The 24,388-nt window shown below is 39.3% G+C and carries 21 protein-coding genes; 14 read left to right on the forward strand and 7 right to left on the reverse strand.

Annotated elements, in window-relative coordinates:
• The first annotated feature begins 10 nt into the window (after window positions 1-10).
• Genes HQN86_RS20240 through HQN86_RS20255 form a run of 4 tightly spaced genes read left to right on the forward strand, consistent with a single transcriptional unit; the run spans window position 11 to window position 5,366 of the window.
• On the forward strand, window positions 11-784 hold the full coding sequence (locus HQN86_RS20240; protein WP_216854466.1) for an SDR family NAD(P)-dependent oxidoreductase: 774 nt from the start codon (window positions 11-13) through the stop codon (window positions 782-784).
• The gene (locus HQN86_RS20245) at window positions 777-1,841 is read left to right on the forward strand and encodes a glycoside hydrolase family 99 protein (RefSeq protein WP_172662709.1); all 1,065 of its coding nucleotides are present in this window, start codon (window positions 777-779) and stop codon (window positions 1,839-1,841) included. The genes HQN86_RS20240 and HQN86_RS20245 overlap by 8 nt, the downstream gene beginning before the upstream one ends.
• Window positions 1,842-1,850: 9 nt before the next feature.
• Window positions 1,851-3,698 carry a glycoside hydrolase family 127 protein gene (locus HQN86_RS20250; RefSeq protein WP_172662710.1) on the forward strand — a complete coding sequence of 616 codons (1,848 nt, stop codon included), beginning with the start codon at window positions 1,851-1,853 and terminating at the stop codon, window positions 3,696-3,698.
• Between the two features lie 15 nt (window positions 3,699-3,713).
• Window positions 3,714-5,366 (forward strand): alpha-L-rhamnosidase-related protein, encoded by a 1,653-nt coding sequence (locus tag HQN86_RS20255; protein WP_172662711.1) that lies wholly within the window; start codon window positions 3,714-3,716, stop codon window positions 5,364-5,366.
• A 6-nt stretch (window positions 5,367-5,372) separates the two neighbouring features.
• Here the strand turns inward: HQN86_RS20255 and HQN86_RS20260 are convergent, their stop codons facing one another.
• Window positions 5,373-7,811, reverse strand: coding sequence for an outer membrane beta-barrel protein (locus tag HQN86_RS20260; RefSeq protein ID WP_172662712.1), 2,439 nt, complete (start codon window positions 7,809-7,811; stop codon window positions 5,373-5,375).
• A 222-nt stretch (window positions 7,812-8,033) separates the two neighbouring features.
• On the opposite strand from HQN86_RS20260, the gene HQN86_RS20265 reads away from it, so the two are divergent.
• Window positions 8,034-9,104: a sensor histidine kinase gene (locus HQN86_RS20265; protein ID WP_172662713.1), complete on the forward strand. Its 1,071-nt coding sequence runs from the start codon at window positions 8,034-8,036 to the stop codon at window positions 9,102-9,104.
• Window positions 9,104-9,820 carry a LytR/AlgR family response regulator transcription factor gene (locus HQN86_RS20270; RefSeq protein ID WP_172662714.1) on the forward strand — a complete coding sequence of 239 codons (717 nt, stop codon included), beginning with the start codon at window positions 9,104-9,106 and terminating at the stop codon, window positions 9,818-9,820. Before HQN86_RS20265 ends, HQN86_RS20270 begins: the two co-directional genes overlap by 1 nt.
• 7 nt (window positions 9,821-9,827) lie before the next feature.
• On the opposite strand, the gene HQN86_RS20275 is transcribed toward HQN86_RS20270, so the two are convergent.
• The 3 genes from HQN86_RS20275 to HQN86_RS20285 form a co-directional block, all read right to left on the reverse strand.
• On the reverse strand, window positions 9,828-11,042 hold the full coding sequence (locus HQN86_RS20275; RefSeq protein WP_172662715.1) for an MFS transporter: 1,215 nt from the start codon (window positions 11,040-11,042) through the stop codon (window positions 9,828-9,830).
• A gap of 103 nt (window positions 11,043-11,145) precedes the next feature.
• Window positions 11,146-12,399, reverse strand: coding sequence for a gliding motility protein GldB-related protein (locus HQN86_RS20280; RefSeq protein ID WP_172662716.1), 1,254 nt, complete (start codon window positions 12,397-12,399; stop codon window positions 11,146-11,148).
• 21 nt (window positions 12,400-12,420) lie between these two features.
• Window positions 12,421-13,086, reverse strand: coding sequence for an HAD family hydrolase (locus HQN86_RS20285; protein WP_172662717.1), 666 nt, complete (start codon window positions 13,084-13,086; stop codon window positions 12,421-12,423).
• A 71-nt stretch (window positions 13,087-13,157) separates the two neighbouring features.
• Between HQN86_RS20285 and HQN86_RS20290 the strand changes: the two genes are divergently transcribed.
• From HQN86_RS20290 to cysQ, 4 genes are read left to right on the forward strand one after another with little or no spacing between them, the layout of a single operon-like run.
• Entirely contained in the window at window positions 13,158-14,363 is a 1,206-nt protein-coding gene (locus HQN86_RS20290) for an MFS transporter (protein ID WP_172662718.1), read from the forward strand.
• Between the two features lie 35 nt (window positions 14,364-14,398).
• A complete protein-coding gene (gene chrA, locus HQN86_RS20295) occupies window positions 14,399-15,610 on the forward strand; it encodes a chromate efflux transporter (protein WP_172662719.1) in 1,212 nt (403 codons plus the stop codon).
• A 27-nt stretch (window positions 15,611-15,637) separates the two neighbouring features.
• The gene (locus HQN86_RS20300) at window positions 15,638-16,654 is read left to right on the forward strand and encodes a sulfotransferase family protein (protein ID WP_172662720.1); all 1,017 of its coding nucleotides are present in this window, start codon (window positions 15,638-15,640) and stop codon (window positions 16,652-16,654) included.
• Between the two features lie 3 nt (window positions 16,655-16,657).
• Window positions 16,658-17,422 carry a 3'(2'),5'-bisphosphate nucleotidase CysQ gene (gene cysQ / locus HQN86_RS20305; protein WP_172662721.1) on the forward strand — a complete coding sequence of 255 codons (765 nt, stop codon included), beginning with the start codon at window positions 16,658-16,660 and terminating at the stop codon, window positions 17,420-17,422.
• Here cysQ and cysC read toward each other — a convergent pair.
• Window positions 17,419-17,964 carry an adenylyl-sulfate kinase gene (gene cysC, locus HQN86_RS20310; protein ID WP_172662722.1) on the reverse strand — a complete coding sequence of 182 codons (546 nt, stop codon included), beginning with the start codon at window positions 17,962-17,964 and terminating at the stop codon, window positions 17,419-17,421. The genes cysQ and cysC overlap by 4 nt on opposite strands.
• Window positions 17,965-18,008: 44 nt before the next feature.
• Here cysC and HQN86_RS20315 point away from each other — a divergent pair, with 44 nt between their 5' ends.
• Window positions 18,009-19,205 carry an MFS transporter gene (locus HQN86_RS20315; RefSeq protein WP_172662723.1) on the forward strand — a complete coding sequence of 399 codons (1,197 nt, stop codon included), beginning with the start codon at window positions 18,009-18,011 and terminating at the stop codon, window positions 19,203-19,205.
• On the opposite strand, the gene HQN86_RS20320 is transcribed toward HQN86_RS20315, so the two are convergent.
• On the reverse strand, window positions 19,179-20,114 hold the full coding sequence (locus HQN86_RS20320; RefSeq protein WP_172662724.1) for a diacylglycerol/lipid kinase family protein: 936 nt from the start codon (window positions 20,112-20,114) through the stop codon (window positions 19,179-19,181). The two genes, HQN86_RS20315 and HQN86_RS20320, sit on opposite strands and share 27 nt — an antisense overlap.
• Before the next feature lie 63 nt (window positions 20,115-20,177).
• On the opposite strand from HQN86_RS20320, the gene surE reads away from it, so the two are divergent.
• Genes surE through HQN86_RS20335 form a run of 3 tightly spaced genes read left to right on the forward strand, consistent with a single transcriptional unit; the run spans window position 20,178 to window position 23,935 of the window.
• Window positions 20,178-20,924, forward strand: a complete 747-nt coding sequence (gene surE / locus HQN86_RS20325) for a 5'/3'-nucleotidase SurE (RefSeq protein WP_048905710.1) — start codon at window positions 20,178-20,180, stop codon at window positions 20,922-20,924.
• Window positions 20,925-20,962: 38 nt separating this feature from the next.
• The gene (locus HQN86_RS20330; RefSeq protein ID WP_172662725.1) at window positions 20,963-23,455 is read left to right on the forward strand and encodes a YfhO family protein; all 2,493 of its coding nucleotides are present in this window, start codon (window positions 20,963-20,965) and stop codon (window positions 23,453-23,455) included.
• A gap of 18 nt (window positions 23,456-23,473) precedes the next feature.
• The gene (locus HQN86_RS20335; protein ID WP_172662726.1) at window positions 23,474-23,935 is read left to right on the forward strand and encodes a DUF4268 domain-containing protein; all 462 of its coding nucleotides are present in this window, start codon (window positions 23,474-23,476) and stop codon (window positions 23,933-23,935) included.
• 7 nt (window positions 23,936-23,942) lie between these two features.
• Here the strand turns inward: HQN86_RS20335 and HQN86_RS20340 are convergent, their stop codons facing one another.
• Complete coding sequence (locus tag HQN86_RS20340) at window positions 23,943-24,314, reverse strand: hypothetical protein (protein WP_172662727.1); 372 nt, start codon at window positions 24,312-24,314, stop codon at window positions 23,943-23,945.
• Window positions 24,315-24,388: the final 74 nt, after the last annotated feature.

The raw sequence follows: 24,388 nt of genomic DNA on the forward strand, positions 1-24,388 counted from the left end.
AAAGACTAATATGATGACTTCAACAGCATTTGAAAACAAGACGGTAATTGTAACTGGTGCCGGACAGGGCATTGGTTTTGAAATATGTAAACAACTGGCAGCTAGAGGCGCTACAGTTTTATTGAATGATATAGATGAGGTGCTGGCCAATGGCGCAGTACAAGCAATTAAAGATGCGGGTGGAAATTGTATTGCCTGTGCAGGTGATTCTGGTGATAAGGATTTTATACAAAGTATGGTTGATCTGGCTGTAAAAACATCCGGCAGTCTGGATGTTGTGATTGCCAACGCAGGGATTACTTTATTTGGCGATTTCTTTACTTACCCTCAGGATTCTTTGTATAAAGTTTTACATACAAACCTTGGTGGTACGTTCTTTTTGGCCCAGGCCGCGGCCAATCAAATGAGAACTCAGGCTAAAGGTGGTTCTTTGTTGTTTACCTCATCGGTTACGGCACATCAGGCACATAAAGATCTGGCAGCCTACGGAATGACTAAAGCTGCTCTTGAAATGCTGGCCAAGAACCTGGTGCTGGAGCTTTCTCCTTTTAAGATCAATGTAAATACGATAGCGCCGGGTGCTACACTTACAGAGCGTACCATGGATGATCCGAATTATGAGGCTGTATGGTCTAGAATTACGCCAATGGGTAGTCCTGCTAAAACGATAGATATTGCCAATGCGGCTTTGTTCCTGGTGTCGGATGGGGCAAAACACATCACAGGACAAAGTTTGGTGATTGATGGTGGTTGGAGTGCAATTAGTCCTTCGCCAAATGAATAGGTTGCTGAAATTTATATTTGTTTTGCCTTTGGTGCTGCTGTTTTGCGGATCAGCTTTGGCCATAAAACCTAAGGTTTTTTGCTTTTACTACAATTGGTACCAGACCAAGGCTTTTGATGGAGCAGATCAGCATTGGTCGCATTGGAGTAATGGCAATCCTACTGGGTACCCGGGTGGTGATAACATAGGCGCTAATTTTTTTCCATCATTAGGTAATTACAGCACAAATGATCCTGTTTTGGTGGCTAAGCACATGAAAATGATTGCTAAAGCAGGTATTAATGCTGTTTTTTTAACCTGGTGGGGTAAGGATCATTTTACCGCAAAGAGCATTCCGGTGATATTAGATGAGGCTAAAAAGGCTGGTGTTAAGGTTGGTTTTCAAATTGAGCCGTATGGAAATAGATCTCCCTTAACGGTTAAGGCTGATGTGAAGTATCTAATTGATACTTATGGCAAGCACCCGGCTTTTTACTATTCTGAACAGAAGAAACCGCTTTTCTTTGTTTATGATTCGTATTTGAGTAAGGCCGCTGAATGGTCGGATGTATTATCGCCAGCTGGAAGTTCAACCATTAGAAAAACGTTATATGATGCTGATTTTATGGGTCTTTGGGTGAATGATAATGAGCATCAGTTCTTTAAAGATTCGGGATTTGACGGTTTCTATACCTACTTTGTTTCGAAGGTGTTCCGTTATGGCTCTAACCCAAATAACTGGGCTAAGATGCAGGAATGGGCGGTTCAAAACAACAAGATATTCATCCCCTGTGTAGGGCCTGGTTATATAGATGAGCGCATCCGCCCGGAGAATAGTGCCAATACGCAAAGCAGGGACAATGGGACGTATTATGATGATTACTGGAAAAAAGCAATTTCCGTGAAAAGCCCGTATGTGGCCATTACTTCTTTTAACGAATGGCATGAGGGTACACAGATTGAACCGGCAAAACCACTGAGTATTACTGGTTTTACTTACTTGGATTATAGCCCGCTGGCAAATGATTACTACATCACCAGAACCAGATATTGGACCGACCGTTTCTTAAAAAAATAATCTTTTAGGATGAAAAAATATACTTCATTATTGTTAGCAGGATTTGTTTTAGTAACCGGTGTTAGTGTAGGGCAGGATAAGCTCAGCAGGGCAAAATCTGAAACGATTGGTGGGTTTATTGGCGAAAGGCTGTCTAATTCTTACAAGAACAGGGTTTTACTTCAGGATGCAGATGCCTTAATTGAACCGTTTAAGCATAGAAACGAGACCAGTTTATGGCAAAGTGAGTTTTGGGGAAAATGGTTTACTTCGGCAGTTCTTGCCTATAAATATAAACCAACACCTGAACTAAAGCAAAAGCTGGATGCCGCTGTTGGTGGTTTAATTGCTACGCAAAGTGCTGATGGCTATATTGGTAATTATGCTGAAGAAAGCAGATTAAAGCAGTGGGACATTTGGGGACGAAAGTATTGTATGCTGGGGCTGCTTGACTATTATAGTCTAACCGGTGATAAAAAGAGTCTTAAAGCAGCCAAGGCTGTTGCTGATAATTTGATAGACGATATTAAGAAAGCCGACGGTATAATTGTGACTAAGGGGAATTACCGGGGTATGGCTGCATCCTCTGTATTGGAGCCTATTTGCTTGTTATATACGCAAACAAAGGATAAGAAATATCTTGATTTTGCAGAAGAGATTGTTCGCCAATGGGAAACACCTGAGGGGCCACAGTTAATTTCCAAGGCCGATGTTGATGTGTCTAAACGCTTTCCTAAACCTGAAAACTGGTATTCTTTTGAACAGGGGCAAAAGGCATACGAAATGATGTCGTGCTACGAAGGTTTATTGGAATTGTACAGGCTAACGGGCAAACAGACATATAAAACTGCGGTTGAGAAGACCTGGCAAAACGTTCGCGATAAAGAGATCAATATGGCAGGATCAGGTGCATCGGCCGAAATGTGGTTTGGTGGCAAGGCTTTACAGGCTGATCCCATCTTTCATTATCAGGAAACGTGCGTTACAGTAACCTGGATAAAGCTTTGTCATCAGCTTTTTAGGCTTACCGGCGAAGCAAAATATGCCGATGCAGTGGAACAGAGTTATTATAACGCTTTGTTGGGCTCTACCAGTCACGATGGTTTTCATTGGGCAAAATATACGCCTTTAAATGGATTGCGATTACCCGGAAACGGGCAGTGTGGTATGGATCTTAATTGTTGTGTGGCAAGCGGCCCAAGGGGTTTGTTTAACCTTCCGGCTCATGTGGTGATGAAAGCTGCAGATGGCTTATTTGTAAATTATTTTATTGAAGGGAGTTATGCTTTGGTTACTCCAACTGGTAAAAATGTAAGTGTAGTTCAGCATACAGATTATCCGGCTACGGGTAAGATTGGAATTAGTGTAAAACTTTCAAAGCCTGAGGACTTTAGCATTAATATTCGCATACCTGAATGGAGCAAGAAGAATGTGTTAATGGTAAACGGTGTTGCAGTTGAGGCAGCTGGTGGGCAGTTTGCTACCTTAAAACGAACCTGGAAAGATGGCGACGAAATAGCTTTAGAACTGGATATGAGAGGCAGGGTTGAATTTATTGAAGACAAGTCTCAATATGCTGCTGTGATGCGTGGCCCTATATTGCTTGCCCGCGATGAGGCATTAAAAGGGGCTAATATGGGATCGATTGTTAACCTTGCAGGTAAGACCGGATATGTTGATTTGGTTTCCGTACCTCATACTTCTGAAAATGTGTGGTTACAATTCAGTCTTAAGTTTTCTCCGGAATCATATAAAGAGCAGGGAGATGAGCCTGTAACTGTTGATTTATGCGATTATGCCTCGGCCGGGAATGGCAAAGAAGCAACTTATTTTAAAGCCTGGTTTCCTCAGTTGATTGATCCTAAAAAGGATCACTAAATTTTTATACTTCACATGAACAGATTAAGAACGATACTACTATTTTTTGGCATTGGCATTCCATCGCTGTTATCAGCTCAGGATTTTTATACTCAGGAGCAGCGTGATAAATGGATGGCTAAAGCAGAAACGAATAAGCCTAAACTGACTGAGCAGGAAAAAAAGCCTGTGCAATTGGTTAAACTAGAGGCTGATGATAAGGCTTTTCAAGGTTGGAAGGCTACTCCTGCAGGTTCGGTTGACCAGCTTTATCAGCAAGCTTTTAAAAAACAGTCTGGTGTAGTTATTGATTTTGGCGAGCATTTAACCGGGTATTATACATTTACCATGAAGGAAAGTGCCAATGTATTGGATGGTCCATTACGTTTTAAAATGACATTTGCAGAGGTGCCGGGTGAACTTGCCACACCTTTTGATCCGTACACAGGAGGTTTGACCAGGGCATGGCTGCAGGACGAAATCATTACCGTGATGGAATTGCCTGCTACAATCACTATTCCACGACGTATGGCCTTTAGATACCTTAAAATTGACCTTTTAGCTGGCTCCGGTAACTTTGATTTTAAGATAACGGATATGAGTTTTAAAGCTGTTACGGCCGTTACAAATGTACCTGTTCAATTGGCGGCAAATACAGATCCAATGATTAAAAAGATTGATGCTGTTGGCCAGGCTACGCTAAAAGAATGTATGCAAACGGTTTATGAAGATGGCCCGAAACGCGACAGGAGATTATGGATAGGGGATTTGTATCTGGAATCGTTAGCTAACAATTATTCTTTTAAAGATCATGAGCTTACCAAACGATGTTTGTATTTAATTGCAGGATTGAGTCGTACAGATGGGTACTTAAATGCTAATGCATTTGAAAACCCTAAGCCCCATGCGCAGGCAGGTGCGCCATTTTTGTTTGAATATTCGCTATTGTTTAATGCCGCATTGAAGGAATATTTTATTGCCACTAAAGACAGTGAGTTTGTGCTTGATTTATGGCCTGTAGCCAAAAGGCAAATGGACAACATTAGCAAGCATCTGGATGATAACGGGCTGTTTAACGTTAATGCGGCTCAAAAGGACGGTTGGTGGATCTTTGTGGATTGGAGAGATGGGCTGGATAAACAGGCTTCTTTGCAGGGGATAATGATTTTTACCATGAAAGAAACATTGACGCTGGCTAAATTATTGGGTAAGGATAAGGAGGTTTCACAATTGAATGGGCTAATTGACAAAATGATTAAGGCGGCTAAAACAAGACTTTATGATAAGAAAACAGGGCTTTTTGTAAGTGGAGCATCTAAGCAGGTTTCTTACGCCTCGCAGGCATGGATGATAATGAGTGGAGTAGCTAGTAAGGCTGAAGGTCAGAAGGCTATGAAAGCTATTGCGGGTTATGATAATGTGGTAAAGCCGGGCACGCCTTATCTGTATCATTATTATATTGAGGCTTTGATTAAATGTGGGTTAACACAAGAAGCCAAAGCCTCTGTAATAGATTATTGGGGTGGAATGGTAAATAAGGGCGCTGATACTTTTTGGGAGGCTTATGATCCTGATAATGACAAGCTTTCTCCTTATAACTTTTTTCCGATAAATAGCTATTGTCATGCCTGGAGCTGTACGCCTGTTTACTTTATCAGAAAGCATCCGGAGATTTTTCAGGGCCCTTAATTCCTATTACATCCGGTTTTTTTCCTCATCAAGCGCATTGTTTTTGTGCTTGCTTTTACGGGTAAACGTGTCTTTACCAAAGTTATACGTTAGTGCAATGCCAAATCGCTGCGTATCAGATTCATTGGTTTGAAATGAATAGGCCTGCGTCAGCCCTACTGAACGTTCCCTGGCTACCCAGCTATGGAACATGTCATCAACATTGAACCTGATGCTGCCTTTGTTTTTCCAAATCTTTTTTTGAATACCTGAGTTTACCCTGTACCTGCCTGCTGTATAAGTTTGCCCGTTTAAATCCCGGCTGACATAATAGCTGCCCAGTTCCGCACTCCATCCTTTTTTGAATTGAAATTGGTTGTATATTCCTATTCTGGCTGCATAAATACTTGGATTAAGCTTTTCGCCATATGCCATACCATCTAATCCCAATCTGGCGAATTGCGGTTCAAAATAAAGTGTCCACCATTCAGCAGCAGTAATTGTGATATTGGTATTTAGAATTATCATATATCCGAAGGCTACGTTTTCCGGTTTCCTGATAAAAATATCATTTTCTACACGTGTAGTCTGGAAAATTACATCTGTAAATCTGTTATAACTTAAAGCTAGTCTAAGCCATTGTTTGTGTTGATATTTAAGTTCATAACGCATCTGATATTGAGGGGTTAATTCCGGATTACCTGAAGAGTAAGAGTACTTGTCTTTAAAAAACACAAAAGGATTCAGGTATTGATAATTTGGCCTGTTTATTCTTTTGCTGATACTAAAGTTTAGGGTGTTTGTGCCAACTGTATCAAGCTTGTAGTTTAAAAAGATACTTGGGAACACTTGCGTATAGTTCTTAGTAAAACTGCTTGGTGGCACCAGCTCGTTGCCTAATTGCTCCCCCTTAGATTGTGTGTTTTCCAAACGCAATCCTAATTGGATAGATAGGTGTTTCCATCCTTTTTGAGCATTAACATATGCAGAGTTTATGTTTTCTCTGAACTTGAAGTGGTTTGATTGTCCGTTATCGATAACCGGTCCATGATCGGTAATGTTGTAATAATCAGATTTGTTATCGTTATAAACGAAGCTCGATTTAAAGCCCGCTTCAAATTTTGCGTTGTTTTTCATGGTTTGCACATAATCTGCTTTGGCAGTGTATATATTTATGGTAGAAGGTAAATCGTAAAAGAATTTGCTATCGCTGATAGCAGTACCATCTGGCTGATAAAGTGAGTTTACGAGTGATTGGTTGCCGGTACTGCGGTAATTTAAGTAGTTGATATCGGCAGAGAGTTCCTTCCCGGTTGATCCGAATTTATGCAGAAAGTTGACGTTGGATCCTAAGTTGGTTCTTTTATTATCGAAAATGGTGTTTCCTTTGCCAATGTTGTTCAGTTGTCCGGCGTTGTAATTATCGCTATTATAATTCAGCAGATCGTTGTTTTTATTGTCGTTTATATTGACCTGGAAACCGTATGTTGTATTTGGAGTGGCTGCATAATCTAATCCTGCGTTTGCATTTAAGCCATTGCTTTTAAACTCCTGATTATTTATTAGCTCTACGGTTGATGTTGGTACATTGTTAGTATCAAAGAAGCTCCTTGTCATGTTGTCGATGTTATAATTTTTCTCGTGACTATAACCAATACTCCCAAACAAATTGATCTTTTTATAGTTGTAGTTCAGGTTCAAAGAGTTGTTGTTTCTTCCATATTCTCCTTTAGAATAACCTGTAGAAATACTTCCTATAAAACCACCTATCCTGTTTTTTTTCAGTTTAATATTGATAATTGCATTTCCTGATGCATCATAACGGGCAGGAGGGTTGTCCATCAGCTCTATTTTGTCTAAAAGTGATCCGGGAAGAGATTTTAGGTAAAGAGAAAGGTCTTGTCCCGACATGTAAGTAGGGCGGCCATCAATTAAAACCATAACTCCAGATCGGCCGTTTAATGTGATATCCCCATTGGAATTTACAACTATGCCGGGCGTTTTTTCGAGCACTTCTAATGTATTGCTGCTGGCGCTGCTAATCATGGCATCCACGTTTACTACTGTTTTGTCTATTTCCATTTGAATTAGCGGACGCTTTGCTTTTATCACTACCTCTGCAAGTTCTGTACTTTTAGCCGGCAGTAATATAATTACGGGAAACACCACGCCTGCGTTATCCAGTACATGTAAGGGCGATGAATTGAATTCTTTGTAGCCTACAGCTGTTATCCTTAATAGATAAGAACCTTTGGTGACATCATTGAATTGAAATTTACCATCGATATCAGTAGTTCGGGTGGTAATAATCGCGGTGTCTGCGGCTTTAAGCAGACGAACAGTAGCACCGCCAATTGCCTGGTTTTTTGAATCTTTTACAGTTGAGGAAATGACTCCTTGTTTTACCTGCGCCAGGGCAGTAAGAGAGATCAGAGAAGCGAAAAATAATATAATATATGTTTTCATTACAAGTGGTTTTTAATTTGATCAGGTTGTTGATTGATCAAATATTGATTGTTCGTGTTAGCTCCGAAAAAAAATATGTTGTAACTTGCCTGTTAGTTGATGGAAAGCTATTTTGAGGTGTTGAACTGTTTTGTAACCTGTTTTTTGGGTTCTGTCAATGATTCTGGGCTGTTCGTCAGTAATTATTTATTGACTCGATGAACTTGTTCAAATTTGTAGCCTATGATTGACACAAGGAACATCAGAAACACTATGGACGAGATAAAATTTAAACCACTGATCGGTTTCTTTGGCCAACCGCTTTATATAGTCTTATCCCTTATCATTTCAATCCCTGTTTTTTTGGTAATAGAAACATATGCGAAGTCTATTGAGATACATGAAGATGAAGCCGTGGCCTTTGCCGGAACTGTATTCTTTTTCATTGGGCTTTTTACAGGTAGATATGTTGCACAGATATGGACTGCAAGGTTAACAGTTCTTCCCAAGCAAATTTCTTTTGGGTTATTTATCCTGATCATAGTTTGCATTGGCTGGTTGTTTTTTCATGCTGATTTCCCCTTACGAGGGCGAATTGCCATTAATTTATTACTGTCGTGGGTTCCATTTATGCTGATCAGTCTGGCGCTCGGTGCCTTGATCAAGATCGTTCACGCGATTTCTGAAAATCAATTGAGAGATGCCAAAACAATGGCTGCTCATAGTAAAAGTGAGCTGCATTTGTTACAATCTCAACTGAGTCCTCATTTTCTGTTTAACACGTTAAACAATATGTATGGGCTTTCTATTACTGATCATGAGAAAATACCTGCATTGCTGCTTAAACTATCGGAACTATTGCGTTATTCAGTTTATGATGCGACAGAAATATATGTACCGTTAAAGGATGAAGTAGCCTACGTTAACAATTATATAGACTTTGAGAAGATAAGGATAGGCGATAGGTTGGTATTGACTACAGAAATTGAAGAGGCAATTGTACCTGAAATAAAAATAGCACCCATGCTTTTAATTGTATTTATTGAGAATGCTTTTAAGCATTCTAAAAACACAATTGATGAGAAGATTTATATAGATATAAAACTAAAGACCTGGGGTAATTCTATCCTTTTTTCGGTAAAGAATTCATACGGTAAGGAAGAAAATGTTCAGCCTACGCTTAACAAAAACAGCGGTTTTGGTTTGGATAATGTAAGCAAGCGGTTAAACTTGCTTTATACGGGGGAACATGAATTGAACATTAAAAAGGATAATTCATTTTACAATGTTATCTTACATTTAAAAATGAAGTAATGGACCGAGTAAACTGCCTTATTGTTGATGACGAGCCGATTGCCAGAGATATTATAAAGACATATTGTAGTCACTTGGATTACCTTAATGTTGTAGCATCGTGCGGGAATGCGCTTGAAGCAAAGGCTGTGTTGCAGAAACAAAAGATCGATATCCTTTTCCTGGATATTAACATGCCGATAATGGATGGAATTTCATTTGTAAAAACAATGAAAGACCAGCCTCAGATTATATTTACAACAGCCTATAAGGAGTTTGCTGTTGATGCATTTGATTTGGCAGCTTGCGATTACCTGTTAAAACCCTTCTCCTTTGATCGTTTTATTATTGCTGTAGATAAGGCACTAGAAAAATTAGAACCTAAAGCAACTATGCAGGCAATCGAGGTTTCTGGCTCTGCTAATGAAGATTTTATCTTTATTAAAACCGATGGAAAGATCTATAAAATTGGATATGATGAGTTGCTTTATGCCGAAGCACAAGGCAATTATACTAAAATCATAACTACCAGTAATTTTCTGTTGCCTAAAATGCCTTTCTCGAACTTTGAAGAGCTCTTACCCAAACAACTTTTTCTAAGAACCCATCGTTCATTTATTATTAATAAATCTAAAATTGGCCACATAGAGGGCAATCGTATATTTATTAATAACAATGAAATCCCGATAGGAAGTAACTACAAAGATCAATTGCTAAAAGATCTTGGCTTTTCTTAAAGCCTGACTACGCTGCCGCTAGCTCTTCTTTTTTGGTGAGCTTAAAGATCACAAACATCACTATTCCTGAAATAACGGCTAGTAGTAAGTAGCTGGAATTTAAGTTGTGCTCGTCTTTTGCCGGTAAGAATGAGATAACGCTGTAGCTTAGAAACGACACGATCACATACGTAACACCGCCGGTTAATCCGCTGGCAATGCCTGCATTTTTAGGGAATCTGCCCAGACAAAAAGTAAAATAATTATTGAAGATATAGCCTGCCGTAACGTGAATTAAAAAGGCGAAGAATATAAGTGTATAGATGCTGGATATGAATTGAATGCTGATAAACATGAGCAGCACAAAGAGTATTTGCAGCCCCAGGTTCACAATCATTTTCTTTAAAAATGGCTTGTTTATGGTTGCTTTACCTATAAAACCGCCAACCATCCAGGCAAAACCAAGAATCAGGGAGCTATAACCGGCGACAACCGGTGAAAAATGAAGGTGGTGTTCTATGATAAATGGGCCTGTCATGTTGTAAATCATTACCATTGAATAGGCAAGGCCCAACATCACTATACCCAGACTAAAGCTCGGGGTTTTAATCATTTTAAGATAGATGTTGCCGATATTGCTTAATGAGAATTTAGAGAAGCGGGTCAGGCTCTCGCCACTGTAAATGAATTCGAGTATGGCAAGTATGATTGCTAAACCGGCAAGGAAGTAGAAGTTAGACTCCCAGCCAAATACAGTTTGCAAATAGCCACCTAAAAATGGCGCTACTATGGGGCCGGTAGACCAAATGATAGAGAACAGGCTTAAATAGTGTTTAAGTTTATCGCCTTCAAAAATATCGACAAAAAATGCGCGTTTGCCTACAATGATAGTTCCTACTGTAAATCCGTGAATGATTCGCATGAGGTAAATGAGGTAGACATTATGGGTATTTGCAATTACGATGCTTGCTGCTGCAAATACGAGTAAGCAGATAAGGCTAAGTTTATACCTGCCAAAACTATCTAGCACGCTGCCTATAAAGAGCTGTGAAATTCCATAACTGATTAGGAATAAGCTAAGTGTTAATTGTACTTGTAAACTGCTTACATTCATGGTGGTAGCCATGGTAGGTAAGGAAGGGATGTAGATGTCTGTTGCGAAGCCGGATAATGGTAACAGGGCAAAAGCAAGGACAGTAGAAATGCCCTTATTGTGTTCTTTTAATGGTTTTGATGCTGTCAATTGATAAATGTTTTGAGCAGCCAAAGTTACCCTTATAAAGGTTTTTAACCCGTATTTTTAGAACATGGTAATGTAATAAATAAACTATTTTAAAGTAAAATAATTACTTAAACAGCTGCCCGGCGCCGCTTTTAACATAAAATTCTTTATAGTTTTTTATGTTAAGCATATCGTTTACAGCTTTGTTTTTATCGGTGCTTTTGTTGTAGTAGGCTTTGCAGATCTGGTAACCAACCCAATAGCCCAGATCAGCAGGTTTATCTGCAGTTTCCTGATCGGAATTTGCGATCCAATTGTGAGACTTGGCGAGATACATCTCTTTCTCAAAATCTGTCCAGATCTGTTTTTCTTTACCTTTAGCCCAGACATGCAGACGTTCATTAGCAGTTTTACCCGATATCAGTTCGCCAATAAAATCGGCCATGCCCTCGGTAAGTGAACCGGCAAGGAGCGTGGTGTCGCCAGCAAGGCCATTCTGGTTAAAATGGATGAGCTCGTGGGCAATTAGATTTGGTAAGGATTTTAGGTTTGTGAAGTTGTTTTGCTGCCATAAGTTTAGCTCTTTAACAGGAACTTCTTCTGTGCGGGCAGATTGATCCAAGCCTATCAATAAGCCGGCATCAGTGCTGGTTCCACCTGAATTAAAAGCGCCAATAACAAAGTAAATGTCAGGAAACTGAGCCTTGTTGTAGATTTGCTTGAACTTAACAAAGCTTTGGATCATTTGAGGCTTTTGCTGATCTACGGCGTAAGTATTTTTACGTACAGCGGCATAAAATAGAGGCTTGGTGTTTACAGATTTTACAAAATTCTTCAGGTTTCTGATTTTATAACCCAGATAATCCTGAAGTCCATTTGAGGCAGGTTCTACATAGTATTTCTTATAAAGGTTGATGGCGTTGGCGGTATCCTTTTTAGCCAGGTCATATGCCTTCCAAAAGTTCTTTACATCGCTGGTAATCAGTTTAGCCTTATATGGATCTGTGGTGCTGTTTTTAACTGTCTTAATGCTATTTAGGAGTTTAGGCCAGCCTGGTAAGGAACGTAAGGATTCAAGATCAGTATCTTTTTTAATTTGATCGATATTTTTATAGCCACTATTTACAGCGTTTGTAAGTAAAACCAGGGCGCTGTCTTTTTGACCACTTAAGGCATAACAGCATGCCGCATTATAATAATTATCTGATCTAAGAACCTCGAAGTCGACTTGCCTGGTCGCTTTTAGGTAATACCTGCCAGCTTCTTTAAAGTTTTTTGCTTTGTAAAGACTGTCGGCTATTTTCTCTGGTCTCACTTGCGCAACTGTTGCCGTGGCAGCTAGTAGCAATAGAATTAAGAGTTGTTTGAATTTAAGCATGCGTTGAGTATATGTCTGTTTTTATAATGTGAAGTGCGTTGCAGCGTTTTCACTGGCAAGTTTTAGGTCTGTAAATATTTTATCGGCAATAGCTAACTTAGGATGTTGCGAAGTATCACTTTGTATAGCATAACAAACCAGATTGGCTGCTTTAGCAGCTTTTAGGCCATTAATTGTATCCTCAAAAGCTAAGCACTCATCCTTGTTTAGTCCAAGCTGCTGACAGCAGAAATTATAACATTCAGGATCTGGCTTTGTTAAAGTAACATCGGTTCTGGTAACCATAAGATCAAAGTAGTTGCTCAAACCATTTCTTGCAAAGATCAGATCAACATCTGGTCTTGGGCTAGCGGTAACAACGGCTAATTTAAGTCCTTTTTGCTTAAAAAACTGTATTGTTTCCAAGGCAAAGGGCATTAAATTGATATCTCTAGTTGAAAAGCCGGTTTTGCTTAAGCGTTCCCGCCAGAGGATTAGTTCAGATAGACCAATATTGAGATTGTATTTTTCTTTAATTTTTTTGCTGTTGATTGGGAGTGGGTAGCCCGCGTAAGTATTAACCCATTCCTCATAAGTCATAGATAACGAGTAGGTTTCAAGGATTTCTATCCAGCATTGGTAATGGAAGTATTCTGAGTCGATAAGTGTGCCATCTAAATCGAATAATATGGCTTTAAGTTTCTGCATGTACGTAAAAGTATTTTGCTAAAATAGAAAAAACTAATTGCTTTATTATCTTTGACACAGCTCCGCTACTTATGTTATTATTCAAAGAAATTGCTCGCACTTATAAACTTTCATTTACTGGCTTAAGCCGCGAAACCTGGATCTTGAGCATTGTTATGCTCATCAACCGCAGTGGATATATGGCGGTGCCTTTTATGGGTTTGTTTATAACGCAATCGCTCCACAGACCAGCTTCTGATGCAGGATTAATCATCACTCTTTTTGGCGTCGGCTCTATAATGGGATCAGCAGCAGGTGGTAAGCTTACAGATGTAATTGGGTTTAGACCGGTTCAGATAGTGGCCTCTATTGTTAGTGGTACATTCTTTCTTTTTTTTGCAAATATTACTCATTTCCATACGTTATGCGCGCTTGCTGTTGTGATCAGTTTCTTTTCGGAAGCCTTTCGTCCTGCGAACTTTGTAGCCATAGCAGCCTATGCCAAACCTGAATTACAGACCCGTTCTTATTCTTTAAACCGTCTTGCGGTGAATATGGGATGGGCAGTTGGTGTAAGTATGGGTGGTTTAATTGCATCTTACGATTACAGATTGTTGTTTTATGTTGATGGCACGGTAAGTATTATTGCAGGACTAGGCATCTTATGGTTTCTGCCAAAAATTAAAGACTATAGAAAGGCTTTAAAGGAAAAAGTTAAGGGAATTGTAGTGCGTAAGCCCTGGGAAGATGCAGTATTTATCAGGTTCCTGCTGTTAACCGCTGTTTTTATCATCTGCTCTTTTCTGATGTTTAGGGTTGTTCCGGTATTTTATAAAGAAATTTGGAAGATAGGTGAGTTTGAGATAGGCTTGATATTAGGCCTCAACGGGATCATTATTGCACTGTTTGAAATGGTGATGATCCATAAGATTGAGAATAAAAGGTCTCCTATTTTTTTTATAGTATTAGGTGCTATATTAGTTGCATGTTCATTCGCTGTACTTTTGCTTCCTTTTGGAAGTCCTATAGTATTGGGCACCCTGTGCATAGTTTTCTTCACCTTTGGTGAAATGTTTGCTTTGCCTTTTATCAATACCTTTGTAATGAGCAGGGCAAATGAGTTTAACAGGGGCCAGTACGCAGCGGGATATATGCTTTGCTGGTCGATAGCGCAGGTTGTTGGTCCTATAGCCGGGTTTTTTATTGCAGAAAGGTATGGTTACAACACGCTTTGGATAGTGATTACCATTTTGTTGATGATCTCGGCGTATATGTATAGACTAATGAAACAGGATTAATCAATAATTGATAACCGTAAAAACAAAGAAATAGCGTGGATGATATCAGCATAGTGCAAAAGGAAGCGGGTTTAAAGTACCTTTTCCTTACTTTTCTAAAAATAGGATGTGTTTCTTTTGGTGGGCATATGGCTTTAATAGCGGTTGTTCAAAAGGAAATGATTGAAAAGGACAAAACCCTGAGTCAGGAAAACTTATTAAATGCCGTTAGTATTGCCAGTTTATTGCCCGGACCATTGGCAGTAAACGTGGTATCGTATATTGGTTATCATCTGCACAAAAAAAATGGCTTACTGGTGAGCATGCTGGGGATTCTGCTTCCGGCCTGCATATTGATGTTTGTGCTGTCGTGGTGTTATTTTAATTACATTCATGTTAAGGATCTTTCGGGTATAATGGCCTATACAGTAGCAGCTGTAAGTGCGATCATATTAACTACTGGTTTAAATATATTTTTAAAGGAAGTAAAAGGACATAACGGTAAAATAGCACTGTGTTTAATCTCCATAATATTACTTTATTTCATTAAAGGCTATCTGATCATTCTGTTGCTTATACTGATTGGCGGGTTAATTGGTGTTTATTTTAAACTAGCCAATTTAGCTGATACTGGTGGGGCTAAATTTACATGGGAGCGCTTGAGCAGCGGTGCTAAAATAGGCTTGTCATCGCTGTTGTTATTATATGCGGCTTTTATTTCCGGATTGTACCGAAACACAGACCTGATTCTTCTTAAAATTGCCTCCGTGTTTTCAGGGATCAGTCTTTCGCTTTTTGGCGGAGGTTATGTGATGATCCCGATTATGCAGTCCCTCTTTGTAACAGAATTGAAGTGGTTAAGCAATCAGGAATTCATAGATAGCATTGCTTTTAGCCAGCTAACACCAGGGCCAATTCTGGTAAGTGCGTTTTTTACAGGTTATAAATTGGCCGGTGTGGCCGGTGCGTCATTGGCAACAATCGCTATTTTTGTACCTTCTTCTATTTTAATGATCATTGTTTCAAAGATATTTAAGAATAATGCAGACTCAACGGTGATGAAAAATGCATTGGCAGGAATAAAACCTGTAGTAGTGGGCATGATCATCGCTTCGGGCATAAAGCTCTTTTTCTCAGTGCCTTCCACGCCAATTAATGTTGCATTATTTGTGGTCGCATTTATTTTAAGTTTCAGATTTAAATTTAATCCTGTATACTTAATCATTATTTCTTTACTAATAGGGACTGCAGTACACTTTATGGGATAGGTACTGAATTAATTTTAACTAACAAGAATGACCAATACCGGCATACAAATTATAGGAACGCAACGCTCCGGATCTAATCTTTTAAGAGTAATTCTGGATCAGTCGGCTGAAATAGCATCGCCGCATCCGCCTCATATTTTAGTGGTTTTTATGCCGCTTTTACATCTGTACGGCAAGCTTAACAGTACTTCATATAAAATACTTGTTAATGATGTAGTAGCTTATGTAAATGCCAATCCGGTACCATGGGAAGGGGTTTTACTGAACGCAGACGAGATTTACGAACAATCAACACGTTATGATCTTTTAGAGATAAACAGGTTGGTATATGAGCAGGCTGCCATTAGTAAAGGTGCTAAGTATTGGTGCTGTAAAAGTATGGCAAACGTTCATTATGCTACAGAAATGGAAGATTTTGGACTAAACCTGAAATACATTTATCTGTACAGAGATGGGAGAGATGTAGCCTGTTCATTTAAGAAAGCTATTGTTGGCGAAAAACACATTTACCACCTTGCCAAGCAATGGAGCGAAGATCAGGCAGCTTGTTTGAAGTTAAGGGCAAGTTTGCCGGCAGAGCGCTTTTTCGCGCTTAATTATGAAACATTGATTACGGAACCGGAAAGGGTGATTAAGAAACTATGCCTTTATCTGGATATCGCTTATCATCCTGATATGCTTAAGTTTTATGATTCCAAAACCTCTAAACTTACTGCAGCAGCAGGCGAAATGTGGAGCAATCTGGAAAAGCCCATCATTAGTAACAATACCGGTAAATTTTTAGACGAATTTAAGGGCGATGATCTGGAGATCTTTGAACTGGTTGCCGGGGATGTATTGAGGGAATTGGATTACGAACTGGTTATTCAAAATGCTGATGTAAGTTTAATTGATGCCGATCATATTGCAGTTTACGACAAGGAAAATGCAATTTTAAAGAAAGAAGCCCTGCGGACTGCCAGACAAAGTGATTTAGATAACAGAGAAGGACAGGCCAAAATCCTTAAAGAAATTAAAGAAAGAGCGACAATAATTTTACCCTAAGCAATGAACATTACAGACATACAGCCACTAATTGACATCGCCATTAAAGCCGGAGAAGCTATTTTGGAGGTTTATAATGGAACACAGGAAGATTTTGGAATTACCAGAAAAGAAGACAATTCGCCGTTGACTGCTGCTGATCGTGTTTCGCATGACATCATTGTAGACGGCTTAACTAAGCTTTATCCGGAAATTCCAATACTATCTGAAGAAGGTGCTGATATTGAATATGCTGTTAGAAAAGAATGGAAGCAATATTGGTGTGTAGACCCACTGGATGGCACCAAAGAGTTCATCAGCAGGAATGGTCAGTTTACCGTTAACATTGCTTTTATGGAGCACAATAAGCCTGTAATTGGTGTAATTTATAGCCCTGTATTGAATGTGGTTTACTATGGAATTGTAGGAAAAGGAAGTTGGAAAATGACACCAGGTGAAGCCCCTGAAGCCATCAGTGTAGATCGGAAAACGAGTGAATGGATTGCTATAGGTAGTCGTTCTCATGCCGATGAGGATGAGGAGAATATCTTAAAAAAATACCCTGTAGTTAGTAAGCTTTCCATTGGTAGTTCATTAAAGTTCTGTTTAGTTGCGGAGGGTAAAGCGCAAATCTATTTCAGAAAAGGACCAACAATGGAATGGGATACTGCAGCCGGACAGGCAATAGCAGTAAGTAGTGGTGCAATTATGGTTAATGCAGATTTTGAAGAATTTGTTTACAATAAACCCTCGTTATTAAATCCCGGGTTTTATTGTAAAGTAAGTTAAGCGTTATCTGCTATCTTGTTTTTTACTGCGTTGTATAGCTGGTCACAGCATTGTTCAGCAGTAAAATTATCAGTATGAAGGATCAAGTCTGGTGTGGTTGGTCTTTCAAAGGCAGAGCTTATCCCTGTAAAGTTTTTTAAGGTGTTGTTGTGCGCTTGTTCGTATAGACCTTTAACATCTCTTTGTTCGCAAATATCCAGCGGACAATCGATAAACACTTCGAAATACATACCGCCCAGAATGTTTTTGGCTATTGTTCTATGCCCATTTAAAGGCGTAATAAATGAACAGATAACAATTACGCCGTTGGATGCAATTATTTTTGCGGTTTCAGCTGCCCGCCTGATATTTTCGGCTCTATCATCCATACTAAAGCCCAGATTATAGTTTAAGCCTTTTCTCATTTCATCCCCATCAAGTTTCATAGAAAAGAAGCCGGACTCATTTAATTGCTCCTCAAACAGATTCGATATTGTACTTTTCCCTGCTCCGGATAGGCCCATAAGCCATATCACCATGCCCTTTTGATGTGGTAATTTCATTAAACGAATGTATAAAAAAATAGTTTACTACCTTTGCAAGCTCAATGAATAATTCCACTACATCAGATCCTATATATAACCTTCCTTTTGCATTACTCTGCCTGAGTTCACTTTTATTTTCTGCCAGTTTTAATATGCTCATACCTGATTTGCCAGCTTACCTTAGTGGTTTGGGTGGTGCCGAGTATAAGGGTTTAATTATAGCATTGTTTACGCTTACGGCAGGTATATCTAGGCCATTTAGCGGAAAGTTAACCGACACCATTGGCAGGGTTCCGGTTATGGCGGTAGGATCTATTGTATGTTTTGTTTGCGGATTCTTATACCCTATACTGGGCACTGTTTCCGGATTTTTGTTTCTGCGTCTTATTCATGGTTTTTCGACCGGATTTAAGCCAACTGCTACTGCGGCTTACGTTGCAGATATTATTCCGAGGGAGCGTTGGGGAGAGGCTTTAGGAATACATGGTTTGTGTTTTAGTACCGGAATGGCCATTGGCCCCGCTATTGGTAGTTTTATTAGTGGCCTGTATTCAATAAATGTGCTGTTTTACAGCTCATCTGCTTTGGCGTTGCTTTCGATCATCATATTGATGAACATGAAGGAAACCTTGAAGGATAAAAAGAAATTCAGTTTATCTATTCTGAAAATATCACGCAAGGACATTATTGATGTTAGGGTATTACCTGCAGCTATTGTAACCTTGTTATCGTATGTAGGTTATGGTGTAATACTTACCTTAATACCTGACTGGAGTGGTTATATTGGACTGGCCAATAAGGGGATATTCTTTATGGTGTTTACCATATCCTCGTTGCTGATCAGGTTTATTGCCGGAAAAGTATCTGATAATTATGGCCGTTTGAATGTGGCAATCTGCGGATTGACCATTCTGTGTGCCTCGTTGGTCATCACAGGGTACGGCACTTCCGAAGCCGGTTTAATTACCGGAGCAGTAGTTTATGGCATAGGTGCAGGTGTTTTGTCTCCTGCATTAAATGCATGGACTATAGACCTTAGCCACCCACAACATAGAGGTAAAGCTATGGCAACCATGTATATCGCTCTTGAAGCAGGTATAGGTTTGGGCGCATTATTTGCAGGCTGGGCATATCAGGACGTGATCTTTATGATCCCATCCATTCTATATTGTACTGCCGGTGTTGCATTTGTGGCACTTGTGTATATGGTGATCTGGAAAAAGCGATCTATGTCATTTAGAGGGGACGATCGCGACTGATTTCTTGTTGTTAACTACAATTTCAAGCAAGCTATCCATGTTCTTTATTTTTACTTTTTCTGGTGTTTCTTTTATAATTTGATCATCAACGTGCGCATCCTTACATACTGTAAAAATAGCTGCCGTTTTGGATCTGATCGATTTAATGGTAAATACTCTTTCCTTACCTTCATGAATTACGGAGATATAATCAGATAATACTTTTCGTTTACTTTCGGCAACCATCAGTACATCAAAATATCCATCACCAGGGTCGGCATCTGGACTTAACTTTAAATTAGGCCCCAGGCTAGGGATGTTCATGACTTCAATCAAGAGGTATTTATCCTCAAAAACCTTGTGGTCTAATTCAATTGTGGCTTTAAAGGGTTTATATGTACTGCAGATTTTATGCAAGGTTTTGAGCGCCAGCTCAAATTCATCCTCAGGTGTTTTGATATGGTCGGTATTCATCTTCGTTAATTGCTTCATTAGTTTTGGAAAAACACCATATCCAAATGCCTCTATGAAAAAGAAAGTATCCTCTGGGGCAACTACCTGGCCTACATCAAACTTCTTTAAATGATAATTGTTCCAGGAGCTGACATTTGTATTGTTGTTGTTGCTAATATGGAGTGAGGTGGCAATGTTATTTGCAGTACCAAAGGGAAGCAGGGCAATTGGCCTTTTGTATTTTAACTTCTTGTTTAGCAATGTCATAATCATTTTTCTTATCGTTCCGTCTCCACCGGCAATTGCAATAAATTCCGTTTCTGGTTTAATATTTCCAATTGATTTCTTTTTAGAAGAAGTATAATCGCACTTGTAGCCGTTAGATTCTATCAATTTAACGATTTCCTTTTTCGAGTATTCACCATCGCCCGCAGTAGGATTATGGATTAATCGGATGAGTTTGCTGGTTTTTTTCATATAGTTTGAACAATGTTGACATAACTATGGTTTTCATTGTAGTAATTATTTTAAAAAACTATCATGAAAATCCTGATCACAAATGACGACGGTATTTATAGTCCCGGTATCAGAGCGCTGGCAAACATCGCACTGCGCTTTGGTACAGTTAGAATTGTAGCCCCTGATGTGGAGCAATCATCAATGGGACATGCCATTACACACTCGCGTCCGCTTTCTTATAAAAAATCGCCAATCACATTCGAAAACATTGATGCTTTTAGGGTAAATGGAACACCGGCAGACTGTGTTGCACTTGGTTTGCATATGTATCCTGATACGGAAGTTGTGCTTTCAGGTATCAATATGGGGCCAAACCTAGGGAACTCTATGTGGCATTCGGGAACTTTGGCCGCTGCTAAACAATCGGTTTTACTAGGGGTTAAGGGAATAGCATTAAGTACACCTGTCGGTAAATCGGAGCCCGATTTTGAAAGCCTGGATCCTTTTGTTGAGCAGGCATTAACTGTATTGTTAGAAAATACGAATCTTGGGTTATATAATGTGAATTTTCCGCGTAAGCCAAAAGGGCTTCAGTGGACAAGGCAGTCGGTAAGGTTATACGATGGAAGCGTGGTTCCGGGGCATGACCCAATGGGCAGAAAGCATTATTGGATTACGGTAAAGCCACTTGAACTGGCAGAAGAGGGGACTGACCGATGGGCGGTTAAAAATGATTTGGTGTCTATAACTCCTTTAAGGCTTGATTTAACAAATGAAACTGAATTGAAAAGTCATGAGCCGACAGTAATTTTATCAAAAACTAATTAATTCTAGCTCTTGTTTGATATTATTGCTTTCTTTACTGTATGAAGAAATGGTTTCAAGCTAACAGCACACATTTTATTATCATAGGGATATTCTTTATTCTCTGTTTTGCTTATTTCAGTCCTGCTATGCAGGGTAAGGACCTTTACCAGAGCGATGTGCTTGAAGCCAAAGCAATGGCAAAGGAGATCATGGATGTTCGCGCGGAAACAGGAAAAGGGCCATTGTGGACCAATTCTATGTTTGGTGGGATGCCTAGTTTCCAGATCTGGGTATCGAACAGTGGCAGTATAGCCAACTATGTGATCAATACCTTAAAAATTGTATTTCCGAACCCAATAGATATTGTGCTTTGCTATCTGCTGGGGGCTTATTTTTTATTGAGTACATTAAAAATGAAGCCCTGGCTTGCTGCTGCAGGAGCCATAGCCTTTGCTTTTACGTCTTATAATTTCATCTATATTGAAGCCGGCCACAGCAATCAGGCAATGGCAATTTCGTTCTTTGCACCTGTATTGGGTTCTATTTTACTCACTTTTAGAGGACGATATTTATTAGGTGGTTTGTTAACTGCTCTTTTTCTTGCCATTGAAATCAGATGCAACCACATACAAATGACTTATTATCTGTTCATGTGCCTGCTCATATTGGCAGGTTTTGAACTGTATTATGCAATAGCATCCAAACAGTTAAAGGCTTTTTTTACGGCTGTAGGATATCTTTTTGCAGGTGTGATTTTAGCCGTTGGTGTAAACGCGGGACAATTATGGACTACCTACGAATATGGAAACGAATCTATCCGCGGTAAGGCAAATTTAACCAGAACAACCTCAAAATCAGATAGTGGACTTGGGCGCGATTATGCCTATCTCTGGAGCCAGGGTGTTGGCGAAATCTCAACATTCCTTGTTCCAAATATGTATGGGGGTGCTACTCAGATCAAACAATTAGATGAGCATTCTAATGTAGCTAAAGCACTGATAGCAAAGGGCGTTCCTGAAGATCAGGTTAAAGAGCTCATCCCTCAGCTTGAGCAAGGTTTATTAAGAACTTATTGGGGTGAAAAATCGAGCACTCATGGTCCATGGTATTTTGGCTGTATTGTGGTCTTTTTATATGTTCTGGGGCTATTTATAGTTAAGGGTAAAATGAAATGGTGGATTTTAACCTCCACATTTCTATTTGTGTTTTTATCGTTTGGCAAACATTTCCCATTAATCTCTGATCTGTTTTTTGATTACTTCCCGATGTATAACAAGATGCGGGCAGTAGAATCTATATTGGTTATACCGGCATTAATTATACCATTGCTGGCATTTGTGGCACTTAAGCAATTCGTAGATGAGAAAGATACGGCAAAAGATTTACCCAAAAAGTTACTTTATTCTCTATATATAACAGGCGGTGGCTTAGTGTTATTTATGCTCGCGCCAACCTTGTTTTTTGATTTTAGAGATTCATCGCATCAGGAAATGGTAAATCACCTTGCTGAGGCTTTTAAGGCTGATCTTAGCTTTGCCAATTCCATAGGGAGTGCCTTGATAGAAGACAGGATATCACTTGCCCGTACGGATGCTTTCAGGTCCTTGATTTTCATTTTGCTTGGCTTTGGTGTGTTATGGGCAATATTAAAAGGGAAAGTTAAAGCAAACACCGCATTTATTGTTTTAGGTGTGCTGATACTCGTTGATATGTGGGGTGTAGACAAAAGATACCTGAACAACAGCAACTTCTATGATAAATCTGTGCTGGATCAAAATTACCAGGCTACTGCAGCTGATCTTCAGATCTTAAATGATAAAACACTTGATTATAGGGTTATAGATTTTACAAAAGGTAATCCTTTCTTTGATGCGTCGGCTTCGTATTTCCACAAATCGGTAGGAGGAAGGCACTCTGCAAGGCTGCAGCGTTACGACGAATTGATAACGGCGCAATTTAGCGAGAAGATAAATGAGCCCGTATTGGATATGCTAAATACCAAATACGTGATTATGGCCGATAAGGCTAGTCCGACGCCTCAGGCCATAGAAAGAAAGACAGCTTTGGGAAATGCTTGGTTCATCAGCAATGTGAGCTACGTTAAAAATGCGGATGAAGAGATGAAAGCCATTACCAGCTTTGACCCGAAAACAACGGCAATAGTTGATGAGACTTTTAAATCTCAAATTGGCGATGCAAAATCTTTAACTGATACTACTGCAAAGATTCAACTGACCGAATATCATCCCGATCACCTGGTTTATAAATATAAAAGTGCACAGGATGCTATAGCTGTATTTGCTGAGGTTTGGTACGACAAAGGCTGGAATGCTTACTTAGATGGTAATAAAATCCCTTATTTTAGAGCTAATTACATACTTAGAGCAGCCAAATTACCTGCAGGCAGTCACAATTTAGAATTTAAGTTTGAACCGACATCTTATCTTGTTGGAGATAAGATATCAATGATTTCTTCTTTAATTCTGGTAATCATTTCAGGTATTGCTGTATTTTTGCATTTCAGAGCTAAGAAAAAGACTGCTTTGGTATAAACCATTAAACGATAAAGATTGTATTCAAAAGATCAGGCTTCGCAGATTAAGCAGGCTTTCTGGACTGCATATGGGCAGTATATGGCATTGCAACCTTCTGCTGAGGGGTTGCGAATTAACTGGATTAACTATAAGACTGGCATCAAGCATTTGGCCTTCAAAATGCAGGTTGATAAGAAGTCGGCATGGATAGGGATAGAGTTATCCAATCCTGATTTAACCATACAGCAGCTTTTGTTTGAGCAGTTTGAAGAATATAAGAAACTGTTAACCGGAATTTTAGGAGAAGAATGGCAGTGGGAATTACATTCGACAGATGAGTACGGCAAAACAGTTTGCAAGATATATACCGTTTTACCTGGCGTGAGCATATTTAACAAAGAAGACTGGCCTAAGCTGATTTCCTTTTTTAAGCCTCGTATTATAGCGCTGGATGAGTTCTGGAACGATGCGCGTTATGGTTTTGAGCTATTTAAGTAGGCTTTATTTAAAGCTCATCTGATCTTTCGTATCGGGTTTCGCCAGTTAATATCAGTTCGTTGGTGTCTTTATCAATGGTAAAATCGATATCCATAGCGTGATCATCCGTATAATCTATTGCGGCACACATGGAAAATTCGCTGATCTGATATCCTGCTTTAAATTTGCCTTTTAAGTTGTGATCACTAACAAGGGTATCTTTCAGAATCCCGATGTTTTCTATTTTACCTTTACCGTATTCGTAATCCAGAATCAATTTTTCCAGTTCACCTGTTTTGCATATATGATGATGAAGGAGGTGAATAAGCTGTTTGGGATTTTCTTCGGTATCATAGAAAGCCGAAGCGTCTATTTTAGTCTTCCTTGTTATTGCTGGCATGGGATGAATATTTTTTTTTAACCTAATACAATATTACTGTTAAATATACGTCTTTATACTGAGAGCGTTAATTT

The organism is Pedobacter panaciterrae (genome assembly GCF_013204795.1).
GTDB classification, from domain to species: Bacteria; Bacteroidota; Bacteroidia; order Sphingobacteriales; family Sphingobacteriaceae; genus Pedobacter; species Pedobacter panaciterrae.